This window comes from Rheinheimera sp. (assembly GCF_037442345.1).
In the GTDB taxonomy this organism is placed as follows: Bacteria; Pseudomonadota; Gammaproteobacteria; order Enterobacterales; family Alteromonadaceae; genus Pararheinheimera.
In genome coordinates this window covers 55,569-72,156 of record NZ_JBBIQL010000017.1, presented here as the reverse complement: position 1 = coordinate 72,156, position 16,588 = coordinate 55,569, and the positions used below count along the sequence as shown (strand labels likewise).

At 51.9% G+C, this 16,588-nt stretch carries 18 protein-coding genes; all 18 read left to right on the top strand.

From position 1 onward, the window contains the following. Window positions 1-5: 5 nt before the first annotated feature. The 18 genes from rpmF to prpC all read left to right on the top strand — a co-directional run bounded on the left by rpmF (window position 6) and on the right by prpC (window position 16,564). The gene (rpmF, locus tag WKJ04_RS11920) at window positions 6-170 is read left to right on the top strand and encodes a 50S ribosomal protein L32 (RefSeq protein WP_337842121.1); all 165 of its coding nucleotides are present in this window, start codon (window positions 6-8) and stop codon (window positions 168-170) included. 5 nt (window positions 171-175) lie between these two features. Further along, window positions 176-1,216 (top strand): phosphate acyltransferase PlsX, encoded by a 1,041-nt coding sequence (gene plsX / locus WKJ04_RS11915; RefSeq protein ID WP_337880620.1) that lies wholly within the window; start codon window positions 176-178, stop codon window positions 1,214-1,216. 6 nt (window positions 1,217-1,222) lie between these two features. Continuing rightward, window positions 1,223-2,182, top strand: coding sequence for a beta-ketoacyl-ACP synthase III (locus tag WKJ04_RS11910; RefSeq protein ID WP_337842119.1), 960 nt, complete (start codon window positions 1,223-1,225; stop codon window positions 2,180-2,182). 15 nt (window positions 2,183-2,197) lie between these two features. After that, entirely contained in the window at window positions 2,198-3,133 is a 936-nt protein-coding gene (gene fabD, locus WKJ04_RS11905; RefSeq protein ID WP_337842118.1) for an ACP S-malonyltransferase, read from the top strand. 8 nt (window positions 3,134-3,141) lie between these two features. Further along, the gene (gene fabG / locus WKJ04_RS11900; RefSeq protein ID WP_337842117.1) at window positions 3,142-3,888 is read left to right on the top strand and encodes a 3-oxoacyl-ACP reductase FabG; all 747 of its coding nucleotides are present in this window, start codon (window positions 3,142-3,144) and stop codon (window positions 3,886-3,888) included. Window positions 3,889-4,015: 127 nt separating this feature from the next. Continuing rightward, window positions 4,016-4,252: an acyl carrier protein gene (acpP, locus tag WKJ04_RS11895; protein ID WP_337842116.1), complete on the top strand. Its 237-nt coding sequence runs from the start codon at window positions 4,016-4,018 to the stop codon at window positions 4,250-4,252. Window positions 4,253-4,437: 185 nt separating this feature from the next. After that, window positions 4,438-5,673: a beta-ketoacyl-ACP synthase II gene (gene fabF, locus WKJ04_RS11890; RefSeq protein WP_337880619.1), complete on the top strand. Its 1,236-nt coding sequence runs from the start codon at window positions 4,438-4,440 to the stop codon at window positions 5,671-5,673. A gap of 141 nt (window positions 5,674-5,814) precedes the next feature. After that, window positions 5,815-8,226, top strand: coding sequence for a M1 family metallopeptidase (locus tag WKJ04_RS11885; RefSeq protein WP_337880618.1), 2,412 nt, complete (start codon window positions 5,815-5,817; stop codon window positions 8,224-8,226). After that, on the top strand, window positions 8,226-8,744 hold the full coding sequence (locus WKJ04_RS11880) for a DUF6702 family protein (RefSeq protein WP_337880617.1): 519 nt from the start codon (window positions 8,226-8,228) through the stop codon (window positions 8,742-8,744). Before WKJ04_RS11885 ends, WKJ04_RS11880 begins: the two co-directional genes overlap by 1 nt. Window positions 8,745-8,849: 105 nt before the next feature. Next, on the top strand, window positions 8,850-9,614 hold the full coding sequence (gene pabC, locus WKJ04_RS11875; RefSeq protein ID WP_337880616.1) for an aminodeoxychorismate lyase: 765 nt from the start codon (window positions 8,850-8,852) through the stop codon (window positions 9,612-9,614). Continuing rightward, entirely contained in the window at window positions 9,611-10,621 is a 1,011-nt protein-coding gene (gene mltG, locus WKJ04_RS11870; RefSeq protein WP_337880615.1) for an endolytic transglycosylase MltG, read from the top strand. Before pabC ends, mltG begins: the two co-directional genes overlap by 4 nt. Next, a complete protein-coding gene (tmk, locus tag WKJ04_RS11865) occupies window positions 10,621-11,253 on the top strand; it encodes a dTMP kinase (RefSeq protein WP_337880614.1) in 633 nt (210 codons plus the stop codon). The genes mltG and tmk overlap by 1 nt, the downstream gene beginning before the upstream one ends. 3 nt (window positions 11,254-11,256) lie before the next feature. Continuing rightward, window positions 11,257-12,156, top strand: a complete 900-nt coding sequence (holB, locus tag WKJ04_RS11860; protein WP_337880613.1) for a DNA polymerase III subunit delta' — start codon at window positions 11,257-11,259, stop codon at window positions 12,154-12,156. A gap of 10 nt (window positions 12,157-12,166) precedes the next feature. Then, window positions 12,167-12,493, top strand: a complete 327-nt coding sequence (locus tag WKJ04_RS11855) for a PilZ domain-containing protein (protein ID WP_337880612.1) — start codon at window positions 12,167-12,169, stop codon at window positions 12,491-12,493. 10 nt (window positions 12,494-12,503) lie between these two features. Next, the gene (locus tag WKJ04_RS11850; protein WP_337880611.1) at window positions 12,504-13,286 is read left to right on the top strand and encodes a YchF/TatD family DNA exonuclease; all 783 of its coding nucleotides are present in this window, start codon (window positions 12,504-12,506) and stop codon (window positions 13,284-13,286) included. 507 nt (window positions 13,287-13,793) lie between these two features. Then, window positions 13,794-14,513, top strand: coding sequence for a GntR family transcriptional regulator (locus WKJ04_RS11845; protein ID WP_337880610.1), 720 nt, complete (start codon window positions 13,794-13,796; stop codon window positions 14,511-14,513). Then, on the top strand, window positions 14,506-15,396 hold the full coding sequence (prpB, locus tag WKJ04_RS11840; protein WP_337880609.1) for a methylisocitrate lyase: 891 nt from the start codon (window positions 14,506-14,508) through the stop codon (window positions 15,394-15,396). Before WKJ04_RS11845 ends, prpB begins: the two co-directional genes overlap by 8 nt. 37 nt (window positions 15,397-15,433) lie before the next feature. Beyond that, window positions 15,434-16,564, top strand: a complete 1,131-nt coding sequence (gene prpC, locus WKJ04_RS11835; protein WP_337842104.1) for a 2-methylcitrate synthase — start codon at window positions 15,434-15,436, stop codon at window positions 16,562-16,564. Window positions 16,565-16,588 lie beyond the last annotated feature (24 nt).

Sequence of the window (16,588 nt, the reverse complement as noted above, 5' to 3'; positions counted from 1 at the left end):
AGGCAATGGCTGTACAGCAAAACAAAAAATCTCGTGCAAGACGTGACATGCGTCGTTCTCACGATGCTCTGACTGGGCCAACCCTGTCTGTAGACGCGACTTCAGGTGAAACTCACCGCCGTCACCACATCACTGAAGACGGTTACTACAAAGGTCGTAAAGTAAAATAAGCCCGGTGCACTCAGTGCAACCAACAAGGCTTAAAATTGCTTTAGATATGATGGGGGGCGATCATGGCCCCCTTTCAACTATTCCTGCAGCGCTCGCTGCAATCTCAGAATTTCCTCATCTTGATTTAACTCTGGTCGGCGACGCTGATGTTTTACAGCAGCAACTGGCTGAACATGGTATTTCTGAACACCCGCAGCTCTACATTCAGCATGCGTCCCAGCAAGTCTTAATGACGGACAAACCTTCGGTTGCACTTCGCAGCAAACGCCAGTCGTCCATGCGTATGGCGCTGGATTTGGTTGAGCAGGGCAAAGTAGGTGCTTGTGTCAGTGCAGGCAATACCGGCGCTCTGATGGCGATGGCGCATTTTGTGCTGAAAATGCTGAACGGCGTCGAACGTCCTGCCTTGATTGGCTCATTACCGTCCACCACCGATAAACCTGTTTATATGCTGGACTTGGGCGCCACGGTGAATTGCGACTCCGATACCTTATTTCAGTTTGCGGTGATGGGGGCGGTGATGGTGGAAGAGGTCGAAGGAATTCACCGGCCTAAAGTCGCTTTGCTCAATATGGGTGAAGAAGAAATCAAAGGCTCGGACCAGATTAAACGCACCTCGTTGCTGCTGTCTGAATGCAGTGACATCAATTACATTGGTTACATCGAAGGCAACGATATTTTTTCAGGCAAGGCAGACGTGATTGTTTGTGACGGTTTTGTCGGCAATGTGGCACTGAAAACCTGCGAAGGTGTAGCGAAACTTATCTTAAGACGACTGGAAACTGCGCTGAAAAACTCCATGTCTGCGCAACTTTTCGGCTGGCTGATTAAACCTTTTCTAAAAAGTATGGCCTTAGGCGTGAACCCCGACCAGTATAACGGGGCAAGTCTGATAGGATTGCGCGGAATTGTTGTGAAAAGTCATGGAAATGCAACGAAAGAAGCATTTCTGAGCGCCATCCGACAAGCCGTGCGCGAGGTTGAACGCCAGGTGCCGGTAAAAATAAAGGACAGGCTGGAACACGTACTCATAGACAAAGCGTAGGACCCAATGTATTCACGCATTATTGGCACGGGCAGTTACTTCCCGTCACAGATCAGAACCAATGCTGATCTTGAAAGCATGGTAGAAACCACAGACGAATGGATTATTGAACGGACAGGCATCAAAGAACGTCGCATTATTGGCGATGATGAAACCGTCTCTACAATGGGCACTCAGGCGGCTTTACAAGCCATTGCAGCGGCCGGCATTGATAAAAACTCTATTGATATGATTGTACTGGCGACGACCAGTGCATCCCGCGCTTTACCCAGTGCCGCCTGCGAAGTGCAGCGCGAACTGGATATTCCTGGTATTCCGGCTTTTGACATTGCGGCGGCCTGTGCCGGCTTTTGTTACGCGCTGAGCATTGCCGACCAGTATATAAAAGGTGGCCTGGCCAAACGGGTATTGGTGATAGGTTCGGACTGTCTGTCACGGCTGGTCAGCCCTGAGGATCGCAGCATGGTGATCCTGTTCGGCGATGCAGCTGGTGCCGTTATTCTGGAAGCGTCTGAGCAACCAGGTATTTTGTCTACCCATATTCATGCCGATGGCAAATACTCCGAGTTGTTGTATGTCGACAACCCGATGCGCGGTGACGAGTCGTCTGTGCATACCAGTTGGGGTGTAATGAAAGGCAATGAAGTCTTTAAAGTGGCCGTGACCCGTTTGTCGGAAGTGGTGGAGCAAACACTGGCCGCCAACAATCTCGACAAATCACAGATTGACTGGCTGGTGCCACATCAGGCCAACTTACGTATTATTTCCGCTGTGGCCCGCAAACTGGAGATGTCGATGGACCAGGTGGTAATTAACCTGGACAAATACGGCAATACTTCGGCTGCTACTGTGCCTACGGCGCTGGATGAAGCCATACGTGATGGCCGCATTCAACGGGGGCAAACCTTATTATTGGAAGCTTTTGGTGGTGGTTTCGCCTGGGCATCCGCATTAGTCCGTTACTGACAGGCAGACTTTCTTATGACAACTAAACTTGCACTTGTTTTTCCCGGGCAGGGATCGCAAAGCGTCGGCATGCTGAGCGATTTATACGCTGAATTTGCCACAGTGCGTCAGACCTTTGCTGAAGCAAGCGACGCCTTGGGTTATGACCTGTGGCAACTGGTCTCCTCTGGGCCAGAGACAGATTTGAATGAAACACACCGCACTCAGCCGGCCTTGTTAACCGCCTCTGTTGCTGTGTACCGGGTGTGGCTGGAGCAGGGCGGTGCCAAACCGGATTATCTGGCGGGCCACTCCTTGGGTGAATATTCGGCTCTGGTTTGTGCTGGTGTCCTGAACCTGGCTGATGCAGTCAGGCTGGTGGAAAAACGTGGCCAGTATATGCAACAGGCGGTTCCTGCCGGTACTGGTGCCATGTCAGCCATTATTGGTCTGGATGATGCCGCTATTGCCAAAGCTTGCGAAGAAGCGGCACAAGGCGAAGTGGTATCGCCGGTCAATTTCAATAGTCCGGGTCAGGTGGTAATCGCAGGCAACAAAGCTGCGGTTGAACGGGCCAATGAACTCTGTAAAGCCGCTGGCGCCAAACGTGCTTTGCCTCTGCCTGTTTCCGTGCCTTCGCATTGCGCCTTGATGTTACCAGCCGCAGAAAAACTGGCGGCCGATTTAGCCGCACTCGAATTTCATACAGCTGTCATACCTGTACTGAATAATGTCGATGTTTCGGTAGCGTCAGATCCAGTCGCGATGAAAGACGCCTTAGTGCGTCAGTTGCATAGCCCGGTGCGCTGGACGGAAAGCATTGAGTGGCTGGCCGCGCAGGGCGTGGACACCGTGATTGAACTGGGCGCTGGCAAAGTGCTGAGTGGCCTGATTAAACGTATTAATAAAGATCTGAAGACAGCCTCTGTGCCAGATTTGGATGCACTAAAAGCAGCGCTGGCTGCAGAATAAGGATAAGCATGAAGCCATTTATTTCGTTAGAAGGTCAGGTTGCACTGGTCACTGGGGCCAGCCGGGGTATTGGCCGGGCTATTGCTGAACAGCTGGCCGATTTAGGCGCCAAAGTCATTGGTACAGCGACCTCTGAATCCGGCGCTGCCGCTATTTCTGCGTATTTAGGGGCGCGTGGTCAGGGCCTGGTGCTGAACGTGGCTGACACGGATTCCATTGAGCAGTGTCTTGAACAGATTAAAACTCAGTTTGGTGAAATTGATATTCTGGTCAATAATGCCGGCATTACCCGCGACAATTTGCTGATGCGGATGAAAGATGATGAATGGTTTGACATCATGCAAACCAATTTGACATCGGTGTACCGTTTAAGTAAAGCTGTGCTGCGCAGCATGATGAAGAAGCGTTTCGGCCGTATCATCAGCATTGGATCCGTGGTGGGTTCTATGGGCAACGCCGGTCAGACCAACTATGCGGCGGCTAAAGCCGGTGTGTTGGGCTTTACCAAATCGCTGGCTCGCGAAGTGGCGTCCCGTGGTATTACGGTGAACGCAATTGCCCCAGGTTTTATCGACACCGATATGACCAAAGAGCTGAACGACGAGCAAAAAGAAGCTATTTTCGGTCAGGTTCCAGCGAATCGTCTGGGCCAGCCAGAAGAAATTGCAGCCACTGTGGCGTTTTTAGCGTCCAGCCAGGCGGCTTATATTACCGGTGAAACTATTCACGTTAACGGTGGTATGTATATGGTGTAAGGCATCAGGTTTGACCAGCAGTAAAAGCATTGGCCTTTACTTGCATCAGACCGGCCTTACGCATACACTAGCCGCCACACAAAATTGCACTATTTGTTGCGATTTATATGAGAAAAAGGAAGAAAAGATGAGCAACATCGAAGAACGCGTTAAAAAAATCATCATTGAACAATTAGGCGTTAAAGAAGAAGAAGTGAAAAACGAATCTTCTTTCGTTGACGACCTGGGTGCAGATTCTCTGGATACAGTAGAACTGGTGATGGCTCTGGAAGAAGAATTCGACACTGAAATTCCAGACGAAGAAGCTGAAAAAATCACCACAGTGCAGTCAGCTATCGACTACATCAAAGCTCACGCTGAGTAAGATTTTTGATATAGAAACGGGTAGCTATGCTACCCGTTTTTATTTGTGCGCCAAGAGGGTAAATTCCGCTGATTGCACTGGTGATCAGAAGCTGCCACAGGTTCGTATAGCGATCTGCGGCTACTATGCTCGATAGAGCAGTAGGGTGAACCCCAAAACATTCTTTACCGACTACGGAGGATTCTGTGGCAAAACGTCGTGTAGTAGTGACAGGCATGGGCATGTTGACCCCAATGGGCAATGATGTTCAATCCAGCTGGCAACAGTTGTTGTCAGGACAAAGTGGTATCAGTCTGATTGATCATTTTGATACTGAAGCCTACAGCACTAAATTCGCTGGCCTGGTGCGGAACTTTGATGTGGAACAGTTCTTCCCGGCCAAAGAAGCAAAGAAGATGGACTTGTTTATTCAGTACGGTGTGGCTGCAGGTTTACAGGCAGTCAAAGACGCCGGGCTGGAAATTAACGAACAGAACGCCGAACGCATAGGGGTCGCTGTTGGTTCAGGTATTGGTGGGTTGGGCCTGATTGAAGAGAACCACAGCAAGCTGATCGGTTCAGGCCCACGCCGTTTGTCACCTTTCTTCGTGCCTTCGACCATTATCAATATGATTTCCGGTCATTTATCCATCATGCTTGGTCTGCAAGGCCCGAATATCAGTATTGTCACTGCCTGTACTACCGGAGTGCATAACATTGGCCAGGCGGCGCGTATGATCGCTTATGGCGATGCCGATGCGATGATTGCCGGTGGTGCTGAAAAAGCCTCCACTTGCCTGGGCATGGGGGGCTTTGGTGCTGCCCGCGCCTTGTCGACCCGCAATGAGGCGCCACAACAGGCGAGCCGTCCTTGGGACAAAGACCGCGACGGCTTTGTGTTAGGCGATGGGGCCGGTGTCGTTGTGCTGGAAGAGTACGAACATGCGAAAGCCCGTGGGGCCAAAATTTATGCCGAATTGGTTGGTTTTGGTATGAGTGGCGATGCTTACCATATGACCTCCCCGCCTGAAAACGGCCGTGGTGCCGCACTGGCGATGAAAAATGCCTTGAAAGACGCAGGTGTCAACGCGGAGCAGGTTCAGTATATCAACGCGCACGGCACCTCAACCCCGGCCGGTGATATTGCAGAGACTATGGCGATTAAGTCTGTTTTTGGGGACGACACCAAAGTGATGGTCAGCTCCAGTAAGTCGATGATGGGTCACCTGTTAGGCGCAGCCGGTGCAGTCGAGTCCATTATCACTGTACTGTCATTGCAACAGCAGCAAGTGACACCAACCATCAACCTGGATAATCCGGATGAAGGTTGTGATCTGGACTATGTGCCGCACACAGCCCGTGATGCCAAAATGGAGTACGCACTCTGTAACTCCTTTGGTTTTGGTGGCACCAACGGGTCCATTCTGTTTAAAAAGATCTGAGACAGACCTGTGCATCCTTAAGGCAGCTTCGGCTGCCTTTGTTTTTTTGTGCGCCAAAGCCACAAAAGTTTTAGGCCAGTGCCGATTGAGTCTCAGGCCAAAGCACCTTAATCTGTTGGTTTTGCCAGAGCGGATGCAGTGATGAATAACTATAAAAAAACAATTTTACTCAGCGCCTTGCTGAGTTGTGGTTTGGCCGTACAGGCCGACACAGTGCAGCAAACCAAAGGCCATTTTGTTGATAAATTCCGTCAGTTGGATGAGGCGCTGCCAACGCCAAACTTTTACCGCAATGCAGCGGGTGAACCAGCCACGGGTTACTGGCAGCAACAGGTGGACTACAAAATTAAAGCCAGGCTGGACGAAACCAAGCGTCGTTTAACCGCCAGCCAGCACATCCGTTACCAGAATAACTCACCGGACAGCCTGAAATACCTCTGGTTTCAACTGGACCAGAATATCTTCAAGTCAGATTCCATGGCGGAGCTGAGCCGCACTTTTGATGGCGTGAACCCAAACCCGGACGAAGCCGGTAAGCTGAGCCTGAGTGAGCTGCGTCGCCAGCAGTTTATGGCCGACCATGAATTGGGTTATCAGCTGGGCGACATTAAAACCCCGGATGGTCAGGTACTGAAAGCCACCATAGTAGGCACCAATATGCGGGTGGATTTAGCCAAAACGCTGAAACCAGGAGAGCAGGTTGAGCTCGTGATGGATTTTGCGTTTAACATAGTGGAAGAAGATGCGGTCAATGCCCGTTCCGGTTATGAGCATTTCCCAAAAGACGCCCGTAAAGGCGGCAATGATATTTTCTTATTGGCCCAGTGGTTCCCGCGTCTGCATGCCTACACAGATTACGAAGCCTGGACCAATAAAGAGTTTTTAGGCCAGGGTGAATTCACGCTGGAATTTGGGGACTACGAGGTGGAGCTGACGGTACCAGCGGACCATATAGTGTCTGCAACCGGTACTTTGCAGAACCCGGCAGAGGTTCTGACGCAAACCCAACAACAACGGCTGGAACAAGCCCGTACCGCAAAACGTCCGGTGTTTGTGGTGACCGAAGCAGAAGCACTGGACAATGAAAAAGCGGCAACTGACGAGCTGAAAACCTGGCGTTTCAGCGCGAAAAATGTGCGTGACTTCGCCTGGGGGTCGTCGCGTAAATTTATCTGGGACGCCAAAGGTTATGCACAAGGCGGCGATGACCAGCCATTTGTAATGGCGATGTCGTTTTATCCGAAAGAAGGGGGCGAGCTGTGGAAGAAATATTCCACTGAGTCTGTGGTGCACACCTTAGAGGTGTATTCACGTTTCTCTTTTGATTACCCCTACCCAACGGCGCAGTCGGTCAATGGCCCTGTTGGCGGTATGGAGTATCCGATGATCACCTTTAACGGCCCCCGCACCGAACTGCAAAAAGATGGCAGCCGCACCTATTCGTTGGCGGAAAAACGCTTTCTGATTGGGGTGGTGATCCACGAAATTGGTCACAACTATTTTCCGATGATTGTTAATTCCGACGAGCGGCAATGGACCTGGATGGATGAAGGCTTAAACAGTTTTCTGGACGGTATTGCCGGCCGTGAGTGGGACCCACAAATTCCCTGGGGAGTGGAAGCCCGTGACATCGTCGATTTTATGAAATCTGAGCTGCAGGAACCTGTGATGACACAGTCCGACAGTGTCAGCCGTTTAGGGCCGAACGCCTACACCAAACCGGCTGTGGCACTGAATATACTGCGGGACGTCATTTTAGGCCGCGAACTCTTTGATTTCGCCTTTAAAGAGTACGCCAACCGCTGGAAGTTTAAACGCCCAACGCCAGCGGACTTTTTCCGTACTATGGAAGAAGCCAGTGGCGTGGATTTGGACTGGTTCTGGCGAGGCTGGTTCTACACTACTGACCATGTGGATATCTCCCTGGATCAGATTTACCAGCTGAATTTAGACAGCAAAAACCCGGACATTGACCTGAAGAAACGCCGGCAGGAAGAACAGAATAAACCCGCATCGCGTTTTGTGGAGCTGAACAAAGTTGAGGGGCGTGAAACCTGGGTGGAACGTAACCCAGATATCACTGATTTTTACGACAAAAATGATCAGTTCACCGTCACCAATAAAGACCGGAATAACTACCAGCAATGGTACAAAGAGCTGGATGATTGGGAGCGCACCGCGCTGGACAGGGCTCTGGACGAAAGCAAAAACTACTATGTGCTGAACTTCAGTAATCAGGGCGGTTTAGTGATGCCTGTTCTGCTGCAGCTGAAATTTGCTGACGATTCAGTGCAAGAGCTGCAGATCCCGGCTGAAATTTGGCGCAAATCAGCCCAGCAGGTCAGCAAGCTGATAGTGACAGACAAAGAGCTGGTCGAGGCTGTGGTGGATCCGAAGTGGCTGACTGCCGATGTGAATGTCGAAAACAATCACTACCCACGCCGCATTATTCCATCACGGGTGGAAGCCTTTAAACGCGAGAAAAGCAAAGACCGGGTAGAGATGGACCTGATGCAGGACAGTAAAACCAAGCTGAAAGGGAAACAAGACTAATGCGTTGGATCTTTGCTTTTGTGTTCAGCCTGCTGCCGTTGGCAAGCCAGGCCCATCAGTTAAATGCTGCGGTGACGACTGTGTTGTTTAACCCGCGCTCTGGCCAGCTTGAAATCATGCACAAGTTTTTTGTGCATGATGCTGAGCATGCGCTGCGCCATCTTCGGAAGGAAGCGGGAGCGGCTCATCAGCATGGCGCTGTGGACCTGTTGCAGAATGAGCAGAACCGCATGCAGTTTGCTGACTACGTGACGACAGAGTTTGAACTGCAATGGTTGTTTGCTGAGGGCACCAAACCGGTCAGCCTGACATTGCTGGGGGCTGAGGTAGACGGCAATAACTTGTGGGTGTATCAGGAGGCCAGCCCTGACACCAGCGCCATCGGCTTAAAAATCAGGCAAAACAGCCTGCACCAGTTCTGGGCTAAGCAGGTGAATCTGGTGAATGTTGAAAAGGACGGTAAGGTGCGCAGCCTCGAATTCCGTAAAGGCCAAAGCTGGCAACAGCTGTTGTTTTGAAGGGGGCTGACGGATACCAGCAAAAGGGGGCTTAGCCCCCTTTGATATTCAAAAGGGCCAAATTCAGGCATACTTGCCGCATTTCAATAAGTTCTTCATTGCGTTATGCAAATCAACCCAGAGTTAACCACGTCAGATCGCAGCTTTAACTACGGCGATGGACTGTTTAGTACAGTGCGTGTCAGCCGTGGTCAGTTGCAACTCTGGCCCTTGCATTTAAACCGGTTGCAGCAGGGCGTTGAGCGACTGAATATGCCTGCAATTGATGAACAGCAATTGACCGCCGCAGCAAAGCAGGCCATTACGGCGCCGGAACAGGTACTGAAATTGCTGCTGAGCCGTGGCGCCGGTGGCCGTGGGTATGGTGCCGGCGGTATAGTCGAAAGCCATCTGCATCTGTCTGTCGCAGCCATGCCTGACTATCAGCCCTGGCAACAGCAGGGGATCCGAGTTGGCATCGCGCAACTGAAATTAGGCTGTCAGCCGCGGTTGGCAGGGCTTAAGCACAACAACCGTCTGGAACAGGTGTTGCTCAAAGCTGAACTGGCTGCGACAGACTGGGATGATCTGCTGGTGCTTGATGCCATGGACAGAGTGACAGAAGCCACTGCAGCGAACCTGTTTTTTTATGCCGGTGGTGTCTGGCACACGCCTCAATTGGACCAGGCTGGGGTGGCCGGGGTGATGCGTGAGCGGCTGTTGTCACAACTACAGCCGCAACAAGGCTATTATTCGTTGTCGCACCTGGTCCAGGCCGACGCCATCTTTCTTTGCAATGCGCTGATGCAGGTGGTACCGGTGCGGCAACTGGCCGACAAAGTTTATGATCTCGGGCCCGTACGGGCGGTGCAGAACGGAGTGTTGGATTGATTCGTGCAGTCATGGTGGCCCTGCTGGTGGGCCTGGTCAGTGCTTTTGGCCTGTGGAACAGCTGGCAGGCGGCGTTAAAAACCCAGGTACAGTTCAGTGAGGCCTATGCGGAAGTCAAAGCAGGGGATACGGCACTAAAGCTGTGCCGCAACTGGCTGAACACCCGGCAGTTATCGGGCAGCAGTTGCCGTTGGCTCAGCCTGTATCTCAAGTTCCATCCTGAACTGAGCAAACTGCATCAGGGGGTGTACAAGGTGCAGCCGCGTCAGTCGGTGCTCTCTGTACTGCAGCTGTTTGCCAGTGGCAAGGTGGCCCAATTCAGCGTGGTGCTCAAGGAAGGGGAAACGCTGAAACAAAGCCTGCAACGGCTGGCGCAAAGCCCTTATCTGCATTATGACCTGGCGGACGAAGCCGATTTAACGGCATTGTTAAGCTGGCCAGAACAGTGGGGCGCTGCACCGACCTTACCTGAGGCCATGGTGTTTGCTGAGACTTACCACTACACGGCTCAGAGTAAGGCCAGTGATTTACTCAAACGGGCCCACCAGTTATTACTGCAAAAACTTGAGCAGGCCTGGCAGCAACGGGCTGCCGATGTGCCGTACCAGAATCCATACCAGCTGCTGATCATGGCCTCCATTGTGGAAAAAGAAAGTGGCCATGAACCTGAAAAACCGCTGGTCAGTTCGGTATTCGTCAACAGGCTGAAATTAAAAATGAAACTGCAGACCGATCCGACGGTGATCTATGGTTTGGGGGACAGCTTTAATGGCGATATTACCCGGGCTGATTTAAAGAACCCGCATCCTTACAATACTTACCAGCACTTTGGTTTGCCACCCGGCCCCATAGCGCTGCCAAGTTACAGCTCCATGCTGGCCGCGGCTAAACCTGAGGCTTCCGACTGGCTGTATTTTGTCGCCAAAGGCGACGGCACACACCAGTTTTCGCGTACGCTGGCCGAACATAATGCCGCAGTGCAGAAATATATTTTTGGGAAAAACTAATGCAAAAGGGCCGTTTTATTGTGGTGGAAGGTCTGGAAGGCGCCGGAAAAACCAGCGCCATTCAGACAGTGCAGCGTTGGCTGAACCAACACAAGATTGACTTTATCAGCACCCGTGAACCGGGTGGGACGCCATTGGCAGAACAAATCCGCACCTTGGTCAAACAGGTGCAGGATGAGCAGGTGGCGCCAGAAACTGAATTGTTGCTGATGTACGCCGCCCGGATGCAACTGGTCAAAAGCCGGATTGAACCTGCTCTGGCACAAGGGCAATGGGTGCTGGGAGACCGCCATGATCTGTCGTCGCGGGCTTACCAAGGCGGAGGCCGGCAACTGTCTGAGTCATTGATTGATCAGATCCGCACTGCGGTATTGGGCTCGTTGCGCCCGGATCTGACTTTGTATCTGGATATAGACCCGGCCATAGGTCTGGCCCGCGCCAAAGCACGTGGTGAGCTGGACAGAATAGAGCAGGAGCAACTGGCGTTTTTTCAGCGCACCCGCGCCAGGTACCAGCAAATTGCCAGGGAAGAAAGCGGTATTGTGCAAATTGACGCCAGCCTGCCGATGGCCGAGGTGCAACTCTGTATTTTGCAGGCATTGGATGGCTGGTATGACGCCCTGCAGGAGTAACAGGTGAAAGACTTCCCCTGGCTGATCCCCCTGTGTTCGCAGCTGATACAACTGGCTGCCCGTCAGCAGTTGCCTCATGCGTTGCTGCTGAGCGGCGCCAAAGGCACAGGCAAACAGGCTTTGGCCAGACAACTGGCCCGCTATTTACTTTGCCGGCAGCCGGCGGCTGAGCAGGCTTGTGGCCAGTGCAAAAGCTGTTTGTTGGTTAAAGCAGGACATCATCCTGATTTATGGACTCCGGCTGCAGACCAGCACACTGGGGTAGACGCGATACGGCAACTGACCGTCTTCATGCAGGGCGCCGCTCAGCAAGGCGGGAAAAAGGTTGTCATTCTGCCCGACGCGGAACAGATGTCGGAGGCCGCCGCCAACGCCTTATTAAAAACGCTGGAAGAGCCGCCAAAGGACAGTTTTCTGTTGCTGCTTTGTGCGCATCCGGCGCAGTTGCTGCCCACCATTCGCAGCCGTTGTCAGCACTGGTCATTGGCCCCGGTGTTTGGTGCAGATATTCAGCAGTGGCTGGCACAACACAGCAGCCGGCCTGTGCCTGACTTTCTGCTGGACTACACTGGAGGGGCGCCCTTATTGGCCCTGGAATTACTGGAGTCTGACAAGGCGGCGGCTATTTCGGCCCAGTTGGTGCTGCTTGAACAGTATGTCGAGCAAAAGCTGGATTTATACCATGTGCTGCAATCCTTGCCGGACGACGAACAGCTGCCGATGACGCTGAACTGGTTTCTCAAACAGCAGCTCTGGACTAAAGCCGGAGGGGGGCAAAGCAAACAGTTACAGCTGGTGGCCAAATTGCAGCAATGGCAGAAAGACAGAGCTTTGGTGTCGGGTCAGAACAGTCAGCTGAATCTGGCGGCGTTATTGCTTTTTATCCGGACTGCTTTGGTGTAGTGGAGGGGATGTGGAAGAACTGCAGCTTGATTTTGCCGATTTAAAAGAACTGTATCGCAGTTATATGCCTGCAATGAAGAATGGCGCTTTGTTTGTCCGCACAGCCCGGCCCTATAAAATGGGGCATTCGCTGGCATTACGGGTTACCTTGCCGGATGCGCTGGAAGCCTTGCCTGTCAGCGGCAAAGTGGTCTGGATCACGCCACAAAATGCTCACAGCGCCCAGCCTGCAGGTATAGGGGTAGTTTTTATTGATGATAAGTACCAGCTGCAGGATAAAATAGAAAAGTTGTTAAGCGGTATGCTGGATTCACATGAATCCACCTACAGCCTTTAGGAGAAGTTGTTTGTTTGTCGATTCACATTGCCATTTAGACCGTCTGGAATGGGATAAACTGGCGCTAACTTTAGATGAAGTGGTGGCACAGGCTGCTGCGGCTCAGGTCGAACACATGCTGTGCGTGTCGGTGTCTCTGGCTGAGTTCCCGGCAATGAAGCAGCTGGTGGAAAAATACCCCCATGTTTCTGTGTCCTGTGGCGAGCACCCACTGCATCAGACGGACTGCGTAGACCCGGCGTTATTACTCAGGTTATGTCAGGATCCGGCTGTGGTGGCAGTGGGAGAGACTGGACTGGATTATTTCTACAGTCCGGATGCCAAACAGACCCAGCAGCAGGCTTTTGTCAGTCATATCGACGTGGCACGACAAGTCGCCAAGCCGCTGATTGTGCATACCCGCGATGCCAGAGCCGATACCCTGAACCTGCTGCGTCATCATCATGCTGAGCAATGCGGTGGGGTGCTGCATTGTTTTACCGAAGACTGGGAGACTGCCAAAGCGGCCTTGGATTTAGGCTTTTATATCTCGTTATCCGGCATTGTCACCTTCCGCAATGCGGATTCATTGCGAGACGTCGCTAAAAAAGTACCGGCCGATCGGCTGCTGATCGAAACCGACTCGCCGTACTTAGCCCCTGTGCCATACCGGGGTAAAACCAACCAGCCCGCTTATGTCAGCGCCGTGGCGGCCTGCATTGCAGAGCAACGGGCCGTCAGTGTTGAGACCCTGGCCGCACAAACCACAGAGAACTTCTACCGGCTTTTTCCTCAGGTGAATGCCAAAAAGTAACTCGCTGAAATTTAAGGAAAAGGAGCCCAGAATCAAGGGATTCATTCTGGGCTTAGGGGAATGGCTCATCTCAATGAGCCGTGCGCTATAGGGGACAACGATGAGGTGTCACTTCGAACCACTCACTTGATTTTCAGTGTAGCCAACGAATATTAAATTTTCCTGTCAGTGCTGCGGCAGACATTTGTTTGTTTTTATTGCAATAGCCATGCTTATACAGGTTTTATCCCGCCTTTACCCCCAGCTTATCCACATCTGAGCGCAGAGCCTGCCTGAGTTTCGCCTGGTTTTTCGGGATCAGTGACAGCTGTTTGATAGACGTCTCTGTTTTAAAAGTTTTATTAATTTAGATAAAAATAATCTAATAAAAACTGTAAAACCTTGTTTGGCGATGACTGTTTTTTGCAATTCGCTGTTAGCGCCTTTGACAGCATGTTTTTTTCATTCGTACTTATGTCGACATAATATTTGACTTTACGCTTGACTGAGCAGTTTTTTTGCCGAAAAATGCTGTTCATTGATTTTTATGTCGACAATCTGATGCTGAACCCTTATCTGAAAGATGCAGTCACTGCAGCCGACCGGGTGCTGCTGGAGATCCAACGCGCCATAGTCGAAGGCGAAATCCCGGCAGGCTCAAAGATCAGCGAACCCGAACTGGCCAAACGCTTTGATTTAAGCCGCGCTCCACTGCGCGAAGCCTTAGCCCGGCTGGAACGCTGCCATTTAATTGAACGTACACCCAACGCCGGTGCCAGGGTGGTGAAGTTGTCGGTCGAGGGCTTAAGGTCTTTGTATCAGCTGCGGGAAGAGCTGGAAGGCCTGGCCTGCCGTCTGGCGGCGGAACATATGACAGAGACTGAAATTCAGCAGGTGCGTGAGCTGCTGGATCAGCATTTGTCGACACAACGGGTGCGTGAAGGCGAAAGTTATTACCAGGAAGCCGGAGATGTCGACTTTCATTACCGTGTCATTCTCGGCAGTAAAAATCCGTATCTGATCAATATTCTTTGTGATGAGCTCTATTACCTGGTACGGATGTACAGGGTGCAGATGGGCATGAATGGGCCTCGGGTGTCACGGGCTTTTGACGAACATAAAGCTATTCTCAATGCCATTGCCTGCCGTGACGGCGAGCTGGCCGATTTACTGATGCGCCGCCATATAGCCGCATCCAGACGCAATATAGAACAACACTTAACTGAACGGGGAACCACACATGGCTAATTTAATGAGCCCTGGCGCCAAGCTGCGTCGCGCCATTGCTGAACAGGCACCACTGCAACTGGTGGGGACTATCAACGCCTACACGGCGATGATGGCGGAGCGGGTAGGGCACAAGGCCCTGTACCTGTCTGGCGCTGGTGTCGCCAATGCGTCTTTTGGGTTGCCGGATCTGGGGATGACCTCGTTAAACGACGTCTGTGAAGATATCCGCCGTATTACCGGTGCGACTGAATTGCCTTTATTGGTGGATGCCGACACCGGCTGGGGGGGCGCTTTTAATATTGCCCGTACGGTCAAAGAAATGACCCGGGCCGGTGCTGCTGGTTTTCATATTGAAGATCAGGTGATGCAAAAGCGTTGTGGTCACAGACCGAACAAAGAAATTGTGTCGCAGGATGAAATGGTGGACCGGGTCAAAGCGGCGGTTGATGCCCGTACGGACGAGCAGTTTTTTGTGATGGCGCGCACCGATGCGTTGCAGCAGCAAGGGTTAGAAGCCGCCATTGAGCGGGCTTTGGCCTGTGTCGAAGCCGGTGCTGATGCCATTTTTGCTGAAGCCGTGCATACACTGGAGCAATACCAGGCCTTTACCTCCGCCTTGTCGGTACCTGTGCTGGCCAATATCACCGAGTTTGGTCAGACGCCTTTGTACAACAAAGATGAACTGGCCGCTGTTGGTGTGAAGATGGTGTTGTACCCGCTGTCGGCCTTTCGGGCGATGAATAAAGCCGCCCTGAATGTGTATGAATCCATTCTGGCCAATGGCGATCAAAAGGCGGTGGTCGACAGTATGCAAACCCGCGTCGAACTGTACGACTTCCTGAATTACCACAGCTATGAGCAGAAACTGGATTCACTGTTTGCTCAGGGCAAAAACAAATAATAAAACCAATTTCAAATCAACTGGATGGAGAAAACCGATGGCAGCAGCAAAAGAATTGACGGGCGCAGGCCTGCGAGGCCAGATCGCCGGGAAAACCGCGTTATCCACAGTAGGCAAAACCGGCTCAGGCCTGACGTATCGCGGTTATGACGTAAAAGATTTAGCGGCCCACTGCAGTTTTGAAGAAGTAGCGCACCTGATTTTAAAAGGCGAATTACCAACTCAGGCTGAATTAACGGCCTATAAAGCGCGGTTAAAAGCGATGCGCAGCTTGCCCGTTGCACTGAAAGAAGTGCTGGAACGTATTCCGGCCAGCGCTCACCCTATGGATGTGATGCGCACCGGCTGTTCTATGTTGGGTAACCTGGAGACTGAGCACAGTTTTGCAGAGCAACAGGACGCCGCAGACCGCTTACTGGCGATTTTCCCTGGCCTGATCAACTACTGGTACAACTACAGTCACCATGGCAAACGCATCAACGTGGAGACTGAGGCCGATTCTGTGGCTGAGCAGTTCCTCTGGACTTTGCATGACAAAAAACCTGAAGCGCTGCATGTCGAAGTGATGCAGGCGTCGTTAATACTGTATGCAGAGCACGAATTTAATGCGTCAACTTTTACGGCGCGGGTCTGTGCGTCCACGCTGTCGGATATGCATTCCTGCATTACAGGGGCCATTGGTTCCTTGCGTGGCCCACTGCACGGTGGTGCCAACGAAGCGGCGATGGAGCTGATTGAAAAGATGGATAACCCGGATCATGCCGAAGCCACTTTATTAGGCATGTTGGAGCGTAAAGAAAAAATTATGGGGTTTGGCCATGCCATATACTCCGAGTCGGACCCACGTAACGCGGTGATCAAAGCCTGGTCAGAAAAGCTGGCACAGGCCAATGGCGACAGCATGCTGTATGACATTTCAGTGCGTTGTGAAGCTGTGATGTGGCGTGAGAAAAAACTGTTCTGTAACGCCGATTTCTTCCACGCCTCGGCTTACAACTACATGGGCATTCCTACCAAGCTGTTCACACCAATTTTCGTTTGCTCACGCTTAACCGGCTGGGCAGCTCATGTGATGGAACAGCGTGCGGACAACCGTATTATTCGCCCAAGTGCAGACTATGTGGGCGTAGAACCACGCGTTGTGACTCCACTGGCAGCACGTGGCTAAGCAGGTAACAGAACTAAAACAGCA